At 71.6% G+C, this 16,659-nt stretch carries 14 protein-coding genes; 10 read left to right on the top strand and 4 right to left on the bottom strand.

The features are described from left to right. Window positions 1-9: 9 nt before the first annotated feature. Entirely contained in the window at window positions 10-1,107 is a 1,098-nt protein-coding gene (locus tag RFN52_RS35140; protein ID WP_184852564.1) for a mechanosensitive ion channel family protein, read from the bottom strand. A gap of 263 nt (window positions 1,108-1,370) precedes the next feature. After that, window positions 1,371-2,270, bottom strand: coding sequence for a lysylphosphatidylglycerol synthase transmembrane domain-containing protein (locus RFN52_RS35145; RefSeq protein WP_229856137.1), 900 nt, complete (start codon window positions 2,268-2,270; stop codon window positions 1,371-1,373). Between the two features lie 300 nt (window positions 2,271-2,570). Between RFN52_RS35145 and RFN52_RS35150 the strand changes: the two genes are divergently transcribed. The 4 genes from RFN52_RS35150 (at window position 2,571) to RFN52_RS35165 (ending at window position 7,460) form a co-directional block, all read left to right on the top strand. Beyond that, entirely contained in the window at window positions 2,571-4,466 is a 1,896-nt protein-coding gene (locus RFN52_RS35150) for an ABC transporter ATP-binding protein (RefSeq protein WP_184854150.1), read from the top strand. 77 nt (window positions 4,467-4,543) lie between these two features. Continuing rightward, entirely contained in the window at window positions 4,544-5,035 is a 492-nt protein-coding gene (locus RFN52_RS35155) for a hypothetical protein (protein ID WP_184852569.1), read from the top strand. Window positions 5,036-5,133: 98 nt separating this feature from the next. Further along, window positions 5,134-6,762, top strand: coding sequence for a sensor histidine kinase (locus RFN52_RS35160; protein ID WP_184852572.1), 1,629 nt, complete (start codon window positions 5,134-5,136; stop codon window positions 6,760-6,762). Continuing rightward, window positions 6,759-7,460: a response regulator gene (locus RFN52_RS35165; protein WP_184852575.1), complete on the top strand. Its 702-nt coding sequence runs from the start codon at window positions 6,759-6,761 to the stop codon at window positions 7,458-7,460. Before RFN52_RS35160 ends, RFN52_RS35165 begins: the two co-directional genes overlap by 4 nt. Here the strand turns inward: RFN52_RS35165 and RFN52_RS35170 are convergent. Continuing rightward, entirely contained in the window at window positions 7,442-7,921 is a 480-nt protein-coding gene (locus RFN52_RS35170; protein WP_184852577.1) for a MarR family winged helix-turn-helix transcriptional regulator, read from the bottom strand. The two genes, RFN52_RS35165 and RFN52_RS35170, sit on opposite strands and share 19 nt — an antisense overlap. A gap of 157 nt (window positions 7,922-8,078) precedes the next feature. Continuing rightward, complete coding sequence (locus RFN52_RS35175) at window positions 8,079-9,026, bottom strand: methionyl-tRNA formyltransferase (RefSeq protein ID WP_184852580.1); 948 nt, start codon at window positions 9,024-9,026, stop codon at window positions 8,079-8,081. A gap of 247 nt (window positions 9,027-9,273) precedes the next feature. On the opposite strand from RFN52_RS35175, the gene RFN52_RS35180 reads away from it, so the two are divergent. From RFN52_RS35180 to RFN52_RS35205, 6 genes are all read left to right on the top strand, one after another. Continuing rightward, window positions 9,274-10,632 carry a lysine N(6)-hydroxylase/L-ornithine N(5)-oxygenase family protein gene (locus tag RFN52_RS35180; RefSeq protein ID WP_184852583.1) on the top strand — a complete coding sequence of 453 codons (1,359 nt, stop codon included), beginning with the start codon at window positions 9,274-9,276 and terminating at the stop codon, window positions 10,630-10,632. 51 nt (window positions 10,633-10,683) lie between these two features. Beyond that, window positions 10,684-11,745 (top strand): FecCD family ABC transporter permease, encoded by a 1,062-nt coding sequence (locus tag RFN52_RS35185; protein WP_184852586.1) that lies wholly within the window; start codon window positions 10,684-10,686, stop codon window positions 11,743-11,745. Further along, window positions 11,742-12,803, top strand: coding sequence for a FecCD family ABC transporter permease (locus RFN52_RS35190; RefSeq protein WP_184852589.1), 1,062 nt, complete (start codon window positions 11,742-11,744; stop codon window positions 12,801-12,803). The genes RFN52_RS35185 and RFN52_RS35190 overlap by 4 nt, the downstream gene beginning before the upstream one ends. A 39-nt stretch (window positions 12,804-12,842) precedes the next feature. Then, window positions 12,843-13,694 (top strand): ABC transporter ATP-binding protein, encoded by an 852-nt coding sequence (locus tag RFN52_RS35195; RefSeq protein ID WP_184852592.1) that lies wholly within the window; start codon window positions 12,843-12,845, stop codon window positions 13,692-13,694. Window positions 13,695-13,789: 95 nt separating this feature from the next. Continuing rightward, window positions 13,790-14,848, top strand: coding sequence for an iron-siderophore ABC transporter substrate-binding protein (locus RFN52_RS35200; RefSeq protein WP_184852595.1), 1,059 nt, complete (start codon window positions 13,790-13,792; stop codon window positions 14,846-14,848). Between the two features lie 4 nt (window positions 14,849-14,852). After that, window positions 14,853-16,640 carry an ABC transporter ATP-binding protein gene (locus RFN52_RS35205; RefSeq protein ID WP_184852598.1) on the top strand — a complete coding sequence of 596 codons (1,788 nt, stop codon included), beginning with the start codon at window positions 14,853-14,855 and terminating at the stop codon, window positions 16,638-16,640. Window positions 16,641-16,659 lie beyond the last annotated feature (19 nt).

Below are 16,659 nucleotides of genomic sequence, written 5' to 3' on the forward strand. Positions count from 1 at the left end.
CGGAGCGCCTCAGTCGAACCGGGCGGGACTCAGCCCGCCCGGCTCGATCTCGCCGGTCCGCTGCTGCGGGATGCCGACCGAGCCCTGCTGCAGCGCCACCGTCCGGGCCGGGGCGGGGATACGGATGCCCTCCGCGCGGTAGCGCTTGTGCAGGCGCTTGATGAACTCGTGCTTGATCCGGTACTGGTCGCTGAACTCGCCGACGCCCAGGATGACGGTGAAGCCGATCCGGGAGTCGCCGAAGGTGTGGAACCGGATGATCGGCTCGTGGTCCGGCACGGCGCCCTCGACCTCGGTCATCGTCTCGGCGATGACCTCGTTGGTCACCCGCTCCACGTGCTCCAGATCGCTGTCGTAGGCCACCCCGACCTGGACCAGGATGGTCAGCTGCTCCTCGGGGCGCATGAAGTTGGTCATGTTCGCCTGCGCGAGCTGACCGTTGGGGAGCACGATGAGGTTGTTGGACAGATTGCGGATGGTCGTCTGCCGCCAGTTGATGTCCTCGACGTAGCCTTCCTCGCCGCTGCTGAGCTTGATGTAGTCACCGGGCTGGACGGTCTTGGAGGCGAGGATGTGAATGCCCGCGAAGAGGTTGGCGAGGGTGTCCTGGAGCGCCAGCGCGACCGCCAGACCACCGACACCCAGAGCGGTGAGCAGCGGGGCTATGGAGATGCCCAGCGTCTGGAGCACCACCAGGAAGCCGATCGCCAGGACCAGGATCCGGGTGATGTTGACGAAGATCGTGGCCGATCCGGCGACCCCGGAGCGGGACTGGGTGACCGTGCGCACCAGTCCGGTCACCACCCGGGCCACCGACACCGTGGCCACGAAGATGAGCAGCACGGTGAGCACCTGGTTGGTGGTGTGCTGCACCGTGCGGGTCAGCGGCAGCACGGCCGCCGCGCCCGCCGCGCCGCCCACGACCGCGGCCCAGGGGACCACGGCCCGCAGCGCGTGCACGATCACGTCGTCGCCGGTCCAGCGGGTGCGGTCGGCGTGCCCGCCCAGCCAGCGCAGCAGGATCCGCAGCGCGAACGCCGCCAGCAGGCCCGAGGCGAGGGCGATGCCGGCGAACACTAGGTCGTCCACGGTGAGGTCCCGGTTCACCGGTCACCTCCGGGGCGGGAAACCACGGCCAACGCCGTCGTCAACGGCCGGATGTGAAATCGCGTCACGTCGTCACCTGCTCGTTCTCCGGGATGCTCGAAGGTGCCCGACCACCCTGACCCGCGGTCGGCACGATCGTTCATCCTGCCGCATCCCGCACGGGGTTCCGAACCGCGGACGGGGGGCGGGGGAGGGTGAGTTAGTGCACATGACGCGCTGTCACGCGCGCTCCTGCCGCGTGACCGCGCCGGTGCGCCCCCGGGTCAGATCACCTTCAGCCGCACCAGCGCCGCCAGCGTCAGCGCGCCCGGCACCAGCGGCAGCCAGACGGTGATGACCCGGAAGGCCAGGACCACGGCGGTGGCCACCGCGGCCGGGCCGCCCGCCGCCACCAGCGCCACGACCAGCGCCGCCTCCACCGAGCCGATCCCGCCCGGCGTGGGCACCAGCGCGACGGCGACCGTCGCCGCCAGGTAGGCCACCGCCATGTGCGCGGGCGGGATGTCCAGCCCCAGCGCCCGCCCGGTCAGCACCAGCACCGACGCCTGCAGCGCCGGGAACGCGAAGGACCCGCCCCACAGCGCCAGCGCCCGGGCCGGGCGGGTGTGCACCGAACGCGCCTCGCCGAGCGCCGTCCGCAGGAAGGACACCAGGGCCGAGCGCAGCCTGCGGACGAGGACCAGCACGGCCGCGGCGATCACGACCACCACCGCGACGCCGGCCAGCAGGGGGCCGAACGCCGTCTCCGGCACCAGGGTGCCGAGGCTCAGCGCGTCGGGGAACGCGATGAGCAGGGCACCCAGCAGCGCCACCCGGCCGATGCTCTCGGCCAGCAGGTACAGGCCGAGAGCGGCCGAGGAGCGGGCGAGCGGCAGCCCGCACACTGTCATGAACCGCAGGTTGACCGCGCTCGCGCCGAGACCGGTCGGCAGCAGGTGGTTGGCCGCTCCCGCCGCGAACTGCGTGGCCAGCAGCCGCCGTCGGGGCAGCCGTTCGACCACCGCGCCCTGCCGGGTGCAGGAGGCGGCGACCCAGGTCAGACAGGTCGCTCCGGCCGCGGCCAGCAGCCAGGGCCACTCGGCGGTGCGCAGATGCGCGAAACCCGCGGCCAGCACCGACCGGTGCTGCACGGCGACGACGGTGACGAGCAGGAGCGGGAGCAGGCACAGGATCTGCCGCAGGCGGCGCACCGGGACGCGACGGGGGAGTCGTTCCGGGCGGAGGTCGGGGAGTTGTACCGCTGTCACATCCCCAGAGCCTGACCACGACGGGCCAACTGCGGGTTGCGGGAGCGGGGACTGGGGATTGCGCGCGGGAAGCGGCTGCGTGGGGAGCGTCATCGGGGCCTTTGCGCGAAGGGACGGGGAAGAGGGGGATCGGGCTGATTGTGCGGGATGTCGGGGCCCGAACGCGAGCTCCTTGACCTCAACATTGCTTGAGGTTCTACGGTCGCTGCCATGAGCATGGAGACCACAGCGTGGACACAGCTGCACAACGTCATGAACGCCGAACGGGAGCACCGCCCCTTCGCCCTGGCGACCCTGCGCCGCATCGGCGCGTTCGCCCGCCCGCACCGGCGCCGCATCGCCCTCTTCGTCCTGCTCGGGGTGGGCACCGCCCTGCTGGCCGTGGCGACCCCCGTGCTGGCCGGGTCGGTCGTGGACACGATCGTGTCGCACGGCGACGAGGGCACCGTCGTACGTCTCGCCCTGCTCATCGCGCTGATCGCGGTGGTGGAGGCGGCGCTCGGCGTCCTCGGCCGCAGGCTGTCGGCGATGCTCGGGGAGCATCTCATCCTGGATCTGCGGACCGCCGTCTTCGACCATGTGCAGCGCATGCCGGTCGCGTTCTTCACACGTACTCGTACGGGCGCCCTGGTCTCCCGGCTCAACAACGACGTCATCGGAGCCCAGCGCGCGTTCAGCAACACCCTCTCCGGAGTGGTGAGCAACCTCGTCACCCTGCTGCTGACCCTCGCGGTGATGCTCACGCTGTCCTGGCAGATCACCCTGCTGGCGCTGGTGCTGCTGCCGGTGTTCGTGATCCCGGCCCGGCGCATGGGCAGCCGGATGGCCCGGATGCAGCGCGAGGCGGCGACGCTGAACGCGGCGATGGGCACCCGCATGACCGAACGGTTCTCCGCCCCCGGGGCCACGCTGGTCAAGCTCTTCGGGCGGCCGGAGGAGGAGTCGCAGGAGTTCGCCGAGCGGGCCCGCCGGGTCGCGGACATCGGGATCCGCACGGCGACCGCGCAGGCGGCCTTCATGACCGCCCTCACCCTCGTCTCGGCCCTCGCCCTGGCCCTGGTCTACGGCCTCGGCGGCTGGTTCGCCCTGCGCGGCGCCCTGGAACCGGGCGCGGTCGTCTCGCTCGCGCTGCTCCTGACCCGGCTCTACGCGCCGCTGACGTCGCTCGCGGGGGCGCGCGTCGAGGTGATGAGCGCCCTGGTCAGCTTCGAGCGGGTCTTCGAGGTGCTCGACCTCCGGCCGCTCATCGAGGAGAAGCCGGACGCGCGCCCGGTGCCCGACGGGCCCGTGGCGGTCGAGTTCGACCGGGTCCGCTTCGGCTACCCGGCCGCCGACAAGGTCTCCCTGGCCTCCCTGGAGGAGGTCGCGTCCCTGGACAAACGGGGCGGCGACGAGGTCCTGCACGGCCTGTCCTTCCGCGCCGAACCCGGCCAGACCGTGGCGCTCGTCGGCTCCTCCGGCGCGGGCAAGTCGACCATCGCACAGCTGATGCCCCGGCTGTACGACACCGACGAGGGGGCCGTGCGCATCGGAGGCGTCGACGTCCGCGACCTCACGGCCGGGTCGCTGCGGCAGACCCTCGGCATGGTCACCCAGGACGGCCACCTCTTCCACGACACCGTCCGCGCCAACCTCCTGCTCGCCCGCCCGGAGGCCACGGAGGACGAGCTGTGGGACGCCCTGCGCCGGGCCCGGCTCGACGACCTCGTACGGTCCCTGCCCGACGGGCTGGACACCGTGGTCGGCGAGCGCGGCTACCGCCTCTCCGGCGGCGAACGCCAGCGCATGACCATCGCCCGGCTGCTGCTGGCCCGCCAGCGCGTCGTCATCCTCGACGAGGCCACCGCGCACCTCGACAACACCTCCGAGGCGGCCGTCCAGGAAGCCCTCACCGAAGCCCTCGAAGGCCGCACGGCCGTCGTGATCGCCCACCGCCTGTCCACCGTCCGCGCGGCGGACCAGATCCTGGTCGTCGAGGCCGGCCGGATCGTGGAACGGGGCACGCACGAGGAACTCCTGGCACTGGGGCAGCGCTACGCGGAGCTGTACCGCACCCAGTTCGCCGGACCGGCCGGCGGCACGCGGGGCGCAGCCGTGGAGGCGGCCGCCTAGCAGCGTGAACACCCGCCCGGACCTGTGCGTACTTCTGTGCAGTGCTCCCGCCGACAGCCCGCACCCGGAGAGGCGACGTGTCCCAGCAGCAACCGCCCGTACGATCCACCCGCCGCAGCCCGTCCCGCGTCCACCGGCCGGGCGCCCTCGCTGCGGCCGGTGTCCTGGCCCTGCTTCCCCTCGTCACAGCGTGCGGCGGCGACAAGGACGCCGGCGGCGGCAAGGCGGCGCCGAGTGTGACGGCCGCTCCCGACGCCGGAGTCGTCGCCCCGGCCAAGGTGGAGGTGATCGCCGGGCTGACCGGCTGCAAGGCGAAGATCCGCATCGACGCCGACGAGCTGCGCCAGGGGCTGTGCCGCACCAAGAAGGCCGACTACCTCATCACCACCTTCCCCGAGGAGAAGCTCAAGGAGACCTGGCTGGAGAGTGCGCGGGTCTACGGGGGGAAGTACCTCGTCGGCACGCGCTGGGTGGTCAGTGCCAAGCCGGCGCTGCTGGAGTCCTTCCGCGCCAAGCTCGGCGGCACGATCAGGGAGCTGCGGGGGATCGGGCCCAAGCCCACCGGGTAGCGACGGCTCCCTTTCGATTTCGGCTGGTGGACGTCATGATGGTGCGGCTCGGCACATGAGCCGCCCCCATCGCGGCGGCATCGGAGATTGAGATCGTCGTGGTCGCCACCTTCCGCCGCCACTCGCTCGCGGGCGAGATGCTGGTGCTCCAGCTCGCCATCGTCGTGGTGGTGCTGCTGGCCGTCGCCGCGGTCTCCCTCGCCCAGTCCCAGGCCACCTTCAACCGCGTCGAGGGACGCCGGGTGAGCGCGCTCGCCGAGCAGCTGGCCGCCAACCCCCTGGTGCGCAGCCAGCTGGTGCGTCCCGCGCCGGGGGAGGCGCTCGCCCCGCTGGTACTCGCCACGCAGGCGCAGGCGGGGGTGACGTCGGTGACGGTGGCCGACGGGGCCGGGCGGATCGTCAGCTCCACGAATCCCACGGTCGTCGGCGAGCGCATGCGGCTCGGCCCGGGCACCGGCCGGGGGCGCGGCTGGTCCGGGCAGCTGACGCTGGACGGCAACCGCGAGCTGGCGGCCCAGGTGCCCGTCCTCGGAGCGACCGAGGAGAACCTGGGCCGGATCCTGGGCACCGTGATGATCGGCGAGGCCGATCCGACGGTGTGGCAGCGGCTCAGCGGTGCCTCCTCCTACCTGCTCGCCTATCTGGGCATCGCCAGCGGACTCGGAGTGGCCGGCTCCTGGCTGCTGGCGCGGCGGGTGAAACGGCAGACCCTCGGGCTGGAGCCGGGTGAGATCGCCGGGCTCGCCGAACACCGGGAGGCGATGCTGTACGGGATCGCCGAGGGCGTGATCGCCCTGGACCCGCAGCACCGGCTCACCCTCGTCAACGACATGGGACGCCGCCTGCTCGACCTGCCCGAGGACTGCGTCGGCCAGAGCCTCACGGGCCTCGGCATCGAGGGGCGGCTGCGCGACGTGCTGTCCGGCACGGCCGCCGGCGAGCGTGACGAGGTCGTCGTCCGCCACGGCCGGGTCCTGGTGATGAACCGGATGACCGTCACCAAGGACGGGCGGTCCCTCGGCTCGGTCACCACCCTGCGCGACCGCACCGAACTGGCCCGGCTGGAGCGGGAGATCGGCTCCTTCCGCAGCTCCTCTGAGCTGCTGCGCGCGCAGGCGCACGAGTTCGCCAACCAGCTGCACACCATCTCCGGGCTGATCCAGATCGGCGAGCAGGACGAAGTCGTCAGCTACATCCGCGCGTTGAGCCGGCACCGCCAGTCCCTGGACGTCACCCTCAGCCGCCGTGTCCGGGACACCGCGGTGGCCGCGCTGCTGATGGCGAAGGCGTCCCTGGCGGCGGAACGGAAGGTCAGCCTGCGGATCTCGGACGACACCGCGCTGGAGCGCCTCGCCCCGGAGGACGCCGCCGACGTGGCGACCGTGGTGGGCAACCTCGTGGACAACGCCGTCGACGCAGCCGCCGCCCGCGACGACGCCTGGGTGGAGGTGGCGCTGCGGCAGGACGCCTCCAGCGTGGAGATCGCGGTCCGTGACTCCGGGCCGGGCGTGGCTCCCGAACTGGCCCACGAGGTCTTCTCCCACGGCTTCACCACCAAGGCCGCGCGGGAGGGTGAGCGCGGCATCGGACTGGCCCTGACCAAGCTGGTCTGCGAACGGCACGGGGGAGAGATCTCGGTGGCCAACACCCCCGAGGGGGCCGTGTTCACCGCACGCATGACCGTCAGCCACCTCCCGGGCACGGTGGCGGAAGGAGCGGCCCGATGACCGCGGCAAGCGACAAGGCGGACGCGATCGACGTCCTCGTGGTCGACGACGACTTCATGGTGGCCAGGGTCCACCGCGCGTTCGTCGAACGCGTCGAGCCGTTCCGCGTCGTCGGTACGGCCCACACGGGCGGACAGGCCATCGAGGCGGCCGACGAACTGCGCCCCGATCTCATCCTGCTCGACCTGTACCTGCCCGACCTCTTCGGACTCGACGTCATCCCCCGGCTGCGCACCGCCGGCCACGACTGCGACGTCATGGTCATCAGTGCGGCGACGGAGGCCGACACCGTACGCGGCGCGGTCCGGCGCGGTGTGGTCGACTACCTCCTCAAGCCCTTCGACTTCGAGGATCTGCGCCTGCGTCTGGAGCGCTACGCCGCCCAGCGGGGCCGGCTGCTCACCACGGTGGTCCGCGGCCAGGCCGACGTGGACCGGGTCCTGGCCGGTGCCTTCGCCCCCGCCCCGGCGTCCACCCTGCCCAAGGGCATGAGCGTGGAGACCGCAGGGCTCGTGGAGCGGGCCCTGCGCGCTGCGGACGGCACGCTGTCCGCGACCGAGTGCGCCGCCCTCACCGGAGTGTCCCGGGTCAGCGCCCGCCGCTACCTGGAGTACTTCCACGGCACGGGCAGCGCGGAGGTGTCCCTGCGCTACGGCGCCGCCGGCCGGCCCGAACGGCGCTACGGCTGGCGGGCCTGAGCCGCCGGCCGGAAGCCTGCCGAGGGACCGGTGTCCTCGTGGTGGGCGTGCACGCGCCGCAGCAGGGAGGCGAGTTGCTCCCGTTCCGCCTCGCTCAGCGGCGTCAGGAGGTCGTCGTCCGCGGACGCGATGTCGGCGCTGAGATGGTCGAGGGCGAGTCTGCCCTCCGGGGTGATGAGGACATCGACGCGGCGGCGGTCGGCCAGGCTGCGGACGCATGTGACCTGCCCCGCGTCGGCCAGGTCCTTCACGATCTTCGCGAGGTCGCTGGCGTTCATGTCCAGCCGGGCGGCCAGCACGCCCTTGGGCTGCGGACCGAGGTCGGCGACCAGGGTCAGGACGGTCAGATGCCACAGCCGCAGCCCTCGGGCGGTGAGCTTCTCCGACAGGGTGCGGCGGGCGGCCTTTCCCGTCGCGTACATCAGGTACGCGCTGAGGTTCAGCACGCTGGGCGGGGTCATGCGTGAACGTTAGCCCGGCTGTGCCCTTCCTGTGAACGCCGTCCGCAAACAGGTCACTTGGAGGATTCAGGGGCGTCGAACGCGACCGTCGCCGCGCGGACCCGTGCCGCGCGGCGACGATGCCGGCCGGCCCCGGGACCGTACCGGGGCCGGCACGTCAGGGGCGGGTGGTGAGGTAGCCGCCCATGGAGGTGAAGTACTCGGCGGCGGGCAGCTCCCGGCCGTCCTCGGTGCGGACGCGCGTGATGGCCAGGCCGTGGTTGCGGCCCGTCCGGGCGTCGGCGCCGGCGACGATCACCACGCCCTCGCCCTCGCGGTAGAAGATGCGGCCGGGCGTGCCGCCGTAGCGGCCCTCGGACACGAACGAGGCCAGGACGTCGAGCCGCTTGCCCTTGTGGAAGGTGTAGGCGCTGGGGTACGGCTCGGACTGGGCGCGCACCAGGCGCTCCAGGTCCTCGGCCGGCCAGCTCCAGTCGATGCGGCTGTCGTCGTCGGCGCGCTTGTGGAAGAAGGACGCCTGGGAGCGGTCCTGCTTGGTGAACTCGGTCTGCCCGGCGGCGATCAGGCCGAGCGCGCCGATGGTGACCGGGGCGATGAGGTCGACGGTCTTGTGGAAGAGGTCGGTCGCGGTGTCCGTCGGGCCGACCGGCACGGCCTCCTGCCGGACGATGTCGCCGGCGTCGAGCTCGTCGTTCATCATGTGGGCGGTGACGCCCACTTCGGGCTCGCCGTTGATGAGCGCCCAGATCAGCGGGGAGAACCCGGCGTACTTCGGCAGCAGCGAGTCGTGCACGTTCAGCGTTCCCCGGCGCGGCAGGCCGAAGATGCGCGGGGGGATCCACGTACGCCAGTTGTTGGCCACGATGATGTCCGGGTCGGCCTCCTTGAGGCGCTCGAACAGCTCGTCGTCGTCCGGGCGGTTGCGGATCAGCACCGGGACGCCGTGCTCCTCGGCGAGGTCCGCGACGGAGTCGCTCCAGATCTTCTCGTAGGCGTGCTCGCTCTTGGGGTGGGTCACGACCAGCACCACGTCGTGCTCGGACTCCAGGAGGGCTTGCAGGGTGCGGTGCCCCCAGGTCTGGTAACCGAACATGACGACCCGCATGGGGTTCCTCCTCAGAGCAAGGTGTTGGCCGACGCCAGTAAAGCAAGGCTTACCTTAGTCCGCAACGGGTGGGCGTTCCGCCGCAGTTGAGAGGCCCTGCACGTCCGGCCGTCCGTTTTGCCCTGTCGACACCCTCCCGGGTTTAGCTTAGGCTCACCTAAGTTCCTTGGGGTGCTGCTCCGTCTGCATGCCCATCTCTCGTTCTCTCCACACCTGACACGCGGCTGCCCCGCACGATGGGAGTGACATGTCGCAGGTTCTTCCTGATGACGCATCACCGGTTCATGACCTGATCGGTATCGGCTTCGGGCCGTCCAATGTGGCCATGGCGATCGCGCTCCGCGAGCACAACACCCGCGTCGGCAGGCAGGAGGCGATCACCGCTCACTTCTTCGAGCAGCAGCCCCGCTTCGGCTGGCACCGCGGCATGCTCATCGACGACGCCACCATGCAGGTCTCCTTCCTCAAGGACCTGGTGACGCTGCGGAACCCGGCCAGCGAGTACAGCTTCCTCTGCTACCTGCAGAGCAAGGGCCGGTTGATCGACTTCATCAACCACAAGAACCTGTTCCCGCTGCGCGTGGAGTTCCACGACTACTTCGAGTGGGCCGCGTCCCAGGTCGACGACATGGTCTCCTACGGCCACGAGGTCGTCGGGGTCGCGCCCGTGACCCGGGACGGCGTCGTGGAGCACCTGGAGGTGACCGTCCGCTCGGGCGGCGGCCTGGAGGTCCACCGGGCCCGCAACCTCGTCATCGGCACCGGCCTGCGCCCCCTCATGCCCGAGGGTGTGGAGCGCGGCGAACGCGTCTGGCACAACTCCGAACTCCTCGCACGTGTCGACGAGTTGGAGGGCACCTCGCCGTCCCGGTTCGTCGTCGTGGGGGCCGGCCAGAGCGCCGCCGAGAACGTCGCCTACCTGCACCGCCGCTTCCCCGGGGCCGAGGTCTGCGCCGTCTTCTCCCGCTACGGCTACAGCCCCGCCGACGACAGCAGCTTCGCCAACCGGATCTTCGACCCCCAGGCCGTCGACGAGTACTTCGCGGCGCCCGAGGACGTCAAGCGCCGTCTGATGGACTACCACGGCAACACCAACTACTCCGTGGTGGACATCGACCTGATCGACGACCTCTACCGGCAGTCGTACCAGGAGAAGGTCCTCGGCACCGAACGCCTGCGCTTCCTCAACGTCTCCCGCCTCACCGCCGTCAAGGAGACCCCCACCAGCGCCCTGGCGACCGTGAAGTCCCTCGTCACCGGCGAGGAGACCGACCTCGACGCCGACGTCGTCGTGTTCGCCACCGGCTACAGCCCCGCCGACCCGACCGGTCTGCTCGGCGAGGTCGCCGACCGCTGCGTCCGCGACGAGGAGGGCCGCGTCCGCGTCGAGCGCGACTGGCGCATCGCGACCGACCCGGCCCTGCGCTGCGGTATCTACCTGCAGGGCGGCACGGAGCACACGCACGGCATCACCTCGTCCCTGCTGTCCAACACGGCCATCAGGGTGGGCGAGATCCTGGACTCGCTCCTCGGACGCGGCTCCGCTTCCGCCGCCGGCGAGGCCCGCACGCTCGCCGACGGCACGGGCAGCACGGCCCGTCAGTAAGCACCGCGCTCGATCAACTCACCGCCGGCGCAAGGGATAACGTACGTCCACATGGGCACGACTGCTGTGATGGAGCGCCCCGCGCCCGGGGGCTCGGCGAAGACCCGTCGGCGACGGGTCATGGGTCTGGGCACCCTTCTGGCGGTCCTCGTGGCCGTTGCGGTGCTGTCGCTCGCCGTCGGCGCCCGGGCGCTGAGTCCGGCCGAGGTCTGGCACGGGCTCTTCGGGGCCCCGACGTCCGACCAGCGGCTCACGGAGATCCGGCTCATCGTGGAGACCGTACGGGTGCCCCGTACGGTTCTCGCGATCGTCGCGGGCATCGCCCTGGGGGTCGGCGGTGCGCTCATCCAGGGGTTCACCCGCAACCCGATCGCCGACACCGGCCTGCTCGGCGTGAACACCGGCGCCTCGTTCGCCGTGGTGTCGGTGATCGCGGTCTTCGGGTTCTCCGACCCGTTCCAGTACGTCTGGTTCGCCTTCCTCGGTGCGGCGGTCGCCGGTGTGGTGGTGTTCGGTCTCGCGAGCATCGGCCGGGGCGCCGGCAACCCGCTGACGCTGGCCCTGGCCGGGCAGGGGATCACGGTCTTCCTGATGGCGATGACCACGGCCGTCGCGCTGTCGAACCAGGCCTCGCTGAACGCGCTGCGGTTCTGGAACGCGGGCTCCGTGGCCGGCGTCGGCTTCGACGTGATCTGGCCGGTGACCGGGTTCATCGCCGTCGGCGTGGTGCTGGGGCTGACCACGCTGCCCTCGCTCAACCTGCTCAACCTCGGTGACGACGTGGCGCGGGGGCTCGGCGTGAACATCGCGCTGAGCCGGACCGTCGGCATCACCGCCATCACGCTGCTGGCGGGGGCGGCGACGGCCGCGTGCGGCCCCATCGCCTTCCTCGGTCTCATGGTGGCCCACGTGGCCCGCTACCTGACCGGCCCCGACTACCGCTGGCTGGTGCCCTGCGCCGGGCTGCTCGGCGCCGTCGTCCTGCTGGTCTGCGACATCATCGGCCGACTGGTGGTCAGGCCGGGCGAGCTGGACGCCGGTGTCGTCGTCGCGCTCCTCGGTGCCCCCTTCTTCGCGGTGCTCGTCTGGCGCGGAAAGTTCAGGAGCGCATGAACGTGACCGAAGTGAAGGCGTCGCTGCCGCCGGGCGTGCGGCTGGGCCGGGTGTCGTTCTTCTGGCGGCCCTGGCTGGTGGGGGTCTCGCTGCTGCTGGCGGCGGCGGCCTTCCTGGTCTTCTGCGTGTCCATCGGCGTCGGGGACTTCCCCATCGGCCTGCCGCAGGTGATCCGCACGCTCCTCGGGCGGGGCGAACAGGTCGACGAGTTCGTCATCATGGACCTGCGGATGCCGCGCGCCCTGGCCGGGCTCGTCGTGGGGATCGCGCTCGGGGTGTCCGGGGCGATCACCCAGTCCATCGCCCGCAACCCCCTGGCCAGCCCGGACGTTCTGGGCATCACCACGGGCGCGAGCGCGGTCGCGGTGTTCCTGGTGACGGTGTCGGGCGGGGCCGCCGCGGCCGTGACCGAGACCGTGGGTCTGTCGGCGGCGGCGCTCGCCGGCGGTCTCGGCACGGGGCTGCTGGTGTACTTCCTGGCCTGGCGGCGCGGGATCGACGGCTTCCGGCTCATTCTCATCGGCATCTCGGTGAGCGCGGTGATGGAGGCCATCACCACCTGGCTGCTCGTCACGGCCGACATCAGGGACGTGGCCCAGGCACAGGCCTGGCTGGTCGGCTCGCTCGACGACCGCTCGTGGGGCGAGGTCGAGGTGGCCCTGTGGGGCACGCTCGTCCTGCTGGCCGTCGTGGCCGCCGTGGCGTTCCAGTTCAAGCCGATGCACTTCGGCGACGAGGTCGCCGCCGGCCTCGGGGTGCGGTACGCGGCCGTGCGGGCGGTCCTGCTGCTGTGCGCGGTGCTGCTGGCCGGTGTGGCGGTGAGCGCGGCGGGCCCGGTCCCGTTCGTCGCGCTCGTCGCCCCCCAGGTGGCGATGCGGCTGGCGCGCTGCCCGACACCGCCGATGCTCGCCTCGGGCCTGGTGGGCGCGCTGCTGCTGATCGGCTCGGACCTCGTCGCGCGGGCGGTCCTGCCGGTGTCGCTCCCGGTCGGCGTGGTCACCGCCGCGATCGGCGGGCCCTTCCTCGTCTACCTGCTGGTGCGGGCCAACCTCCGGTAGATGTACAAGAGTCAGGTGAACCTAAGCAAGGGGGGACCCGTGGTCGCACAGTCCGTCACCGAGGCCGCGGTCGGCGACGCCTCGCGGCTGGCAGCCCGAGGCGTCACGGTCGGCTACGGCGGCCGGACCGTCATCGACGGCCTCGACGTGGCGATACCGCCCGGGGTCGTCACCACGATCATCGGCCCCAACGGCTGCGGGAAGTCCACCCTGTTGCGGACCCTGTCACGGCTGCTCAAGCCGACCAAGGGGACGGTCGTCCTGGACGGCGAGGACATCGGCAGGCTGCGGACCCGGGACGTGGCCAAGAAGCTCGGCCTGCTCCCGCAGGCGCCGGTCGCCCCGGAGGGGCTGACGGTGGCCGACCTGGTCGCCCGGGGCCGGCACCCGCACCAGAGCTGGCTGCGGCAGTGGTCCTCGGACGACGCCGAGGTCGTGGAGCGCGCGCTCGCCATGACCGGCGTGGCCGACCTGGCCGACCGCCCGGTCGACTCGCTCTCCGGCGGTCAACGGCAGCGCGTGTGGATCTCCATGACGCTGGCTCAGGGCACCGATCTGCTGCTCCTGGACGAGCCGACGACCTATCTGGACCTGGCGCACGCGGTCGACGTCCTCGACCTGGTCGACGATCTGCACGAGTCGGGCTGCACCGTCGTCATGGTGCTCCACGACCTCAACCTCGCCGTGCGCTACAGCGACCACCTCGTCGTGATGCGGGAGGGGTCGATCCTGGCGCAGGGGCATCCGCACGATGTCGTCACCGCCGAACTGCTGCACGAGGCCTTCGGGTTGCGCGCCCAGGTGATCGACGACCCGGTGGGCGACCGGCCGTTGATCGTGCCCATCGGACGTACGCACGTGCGACCGGGACACATCCCGATAAACGAGTAGAGGTAAGGCTAGGCTAACCTCACTCCGTCACGGTAAGGTTTGCCTGCCCTTTAGGCGAGGGTGCAGCGAACTAGCGCGAAAGCAAGGGGTTTTGGATGCTCCTCCATCGAACGACGTCCCGGAAGCCATGGCGGCGGCTGGCGGCGGTCGTGTCCGCGGCCACCCTCGGCGTCGGTCTCCTCGCGGGATGCGGCTCCGACTCGGCGGACACGGCGGACAACAAGAACGAGGGCACCCAGGCCGCGGCGGCCGGCGCGTTCCCGGTCACCGTGGAGCACGCATTCGGATCCACGAAGGTCGAGAAGGCGCCCCAGCGGGTCGTCTCCGTCGGCTACACCGACGACCAGACCATCCTGGCCTTCGGCATCAAGCCCGTCGGCATGGTCGACCAGTACCCCAACCCGCCGGGCAAGTCCCCCGACATCAACACCCAGTGGCCCTGGGTGAAGGACAAGTGGGGTGACACCAAGCCCGAGGTCATCATGAAGAACGGTGACTCCGGCCCCAACTACGAGAAGATCGCGGCCCTGCGGCCCGACCTGATCGTCGCGGTCTACTCCGAGATCGACCAGGCCGGCTACGACAAGCTCTCCAAGATCGCTCCCACGGTGGCCCGCACCAAGGCCGAGAAGGAGCCCTTCAGCGCCCCCTGGCAGGACAACGCCCTGCACATCGCCAAGGCCCTCGGCAAGGCCGACGAGGGCCAGAAGATGGTCGACGACATCGAGGGCAAGCTGGCCACGGCCAAGAAGGAGCACCCGGAGCTCGGCAAGCAGACCGCCGTCGCGCTGTCCTGGTACGAGAACTCGGTGGCGCCGTTCACCTCCACCGACGTGCGCGGCCGGCTCGTCTCGGGCATCGGCTTCAAGTACCAGACCGGGATCGACAAGGTCGCCGGGGGCAGCTTCTACACCAAGCTCTCGCCCGAGCGCATCGACCTCGTCGACGTCGACCACATCTTCGTCATCAACGACAAGGCCGACACCGAGGCCCTGAAGAAGTTCAAGCTGTTCGCCAACCTCGACGCGGTGAAGAAGGGCAACGTGTCCTACCTGCTCGACAGCGAGGGACCGGCCGTCGGCGCGGCCATCTCCCAGGGCACCCTGCTGTCCATGCCGTACGCGATCGACGAGCTCGTCAAGTCGGTCGAGTAGGGAAGTGAGCACCACCGACACGCGCGTCGCCCCGGCGGCCCTGCGCACGACGACCGGACGCGAGGCCGCCCGCTGGGTCGCGGGACACTGCCGCGCCATGCCCGGACTCTCGGCCGCGACCGTGCTCACCACGGTCGCGGGGGCGGCGCTCCAGGTGCTCCCGGTGCTTCTGCTCGGCCGGGTGGTCGACGGGGTCGTCGGGGGCGAGGACCGTTCGGTCCTGGTCACGATCGGGGTGCTGATCGGTGCCGCCGCGCTGCTCGGCGCGGCGGCCACCGCGGTCTCCACCTACCTGATCGGACGGCTGGGAGCGGATCTGCTGGCACGGCTGCGCGAAGGCGCCGTCCGGGCGGTGCTCGGCATGCCGAGCGCGCGGATCGAGCAGGTCGGCCGGGGAGACGTGCTCTCCCGCGTCGGCGACGACGTGGCCGTCATCTCCAAGGGCATCCGCACGGCCGTCCCCACGGTGTTCTCGGCCGGCGTGCTGGTCGTCATCGCCACGCTCGGCATGTTCGGCCTTGACTGGCGACTCGGTCTGGCCGGCGCCGGCGCGCTGCCCGCCTACGCGCTGGCGCTGCGCTGGTACCTGCCCCGGTCCGCCCCGCTCTACCGCAAGCAGCGCGTGGCCCAGGCCGACCGGGCCCAGGCGTTCATCAGCGGCCTGAACGGCATCGACACGGTGCGCGCCTACCGTCTGGAGGGGGCCTTCCGCGAGAAGGTCACCACCGAGTCGTGGCGGGTGCGTGAGCTCGGCATCGAGGTGTTCCGGTTCTTCGGCCGGTTCGTCGGCCGGGAGAACCGCGCCGAGTTCATCGGGCTGGTCCTGATCCTCGTCGTCGGGTACGCCCTGCTGGAGGCCGACGCGGCCACCCTGGGCGAGGTGTCGGCGGCCCCGCTGCTGTTCCACCGGCTGTTCACCCCGCTGGGCGCCATCATGTTCACCTTCGACGAGGCGCAGAAGTCGGGCGCGAGCCTGACCCGCCTGGTCGGGGTGCTGGGGGAGTCCGCCGAGGAGCGGCTGGTCGGGGACGAGTCCGTCACGGCGGCCGGGACCGGGGCGTACCCGGTGACGGTCCAGGGGCTGACGTTCCGTTACCCCGGCTCCGAGGAACCGGTGCTGCGGGACGTGGACCTGGCCATCCCGGCGGGCGGATCCCTCGCCCTGGTCGGCGCCACGGGCGCGGGCAAGACGACCCTGGCCGCGCTGATCGCCGGTATCGGCACCCCGGAGGCCGGCTCGGTGCGCATCGGGACGACGGATCTGTCCGGTCTGGACGAGGCCGGGGCGCGGGCCCTGGTGAGCATCCTGACGCAGGAGACGCACGTGTTCTCCGGCCCGCTCGCCGACGACCTGCGGCTGTCCGCGCCGGGGGCGAGCGACGCGGAGCTGCTGGACGCGCTGCGCACCGTCGGCGCCGAAGGCTGGGTCGCCGCGCTGCCCGACGGGCTGAACACGCCGGTCGGTGAGGGCGGTGAGCGCCTGGACGTCACCAAGGTCGCCCAGATCGCCCTGGCGCGGCTGGTGCTGGGCCGGGCGCCGGTGGTGGTGCTCGACGAGTCGACCGCGGAGGCCGGAAGCGAGGGCGCCGCCGAGCTGGAGCGGGCCGTACTGGCCGCGTGCGCCGGCCGGACCACGCTGTTCGTGGCGCACCGGCTGACCCAGGCGATGGCCGCGGACCGGATCGCCGTGCTCGACGCGGGACGCGTCGTGGAGCAGGGGACGCACGAGGAACTGGTGGCTCTGGGCGGCCGGTACGCACGACTGTGGCGGGCCTGGCGAGAGGGTAGTTAGGCAACCCTAATTTAGGTTA

The organism is Streptomyces collinus (assembly GCF_031348265.1).
Classification (GTDB): Bacteria; Actinomycetota; Actinomycetes; order Streptomycetales; family Streptomycetaceae; genus Streptomyces; species Streptomyces collinus.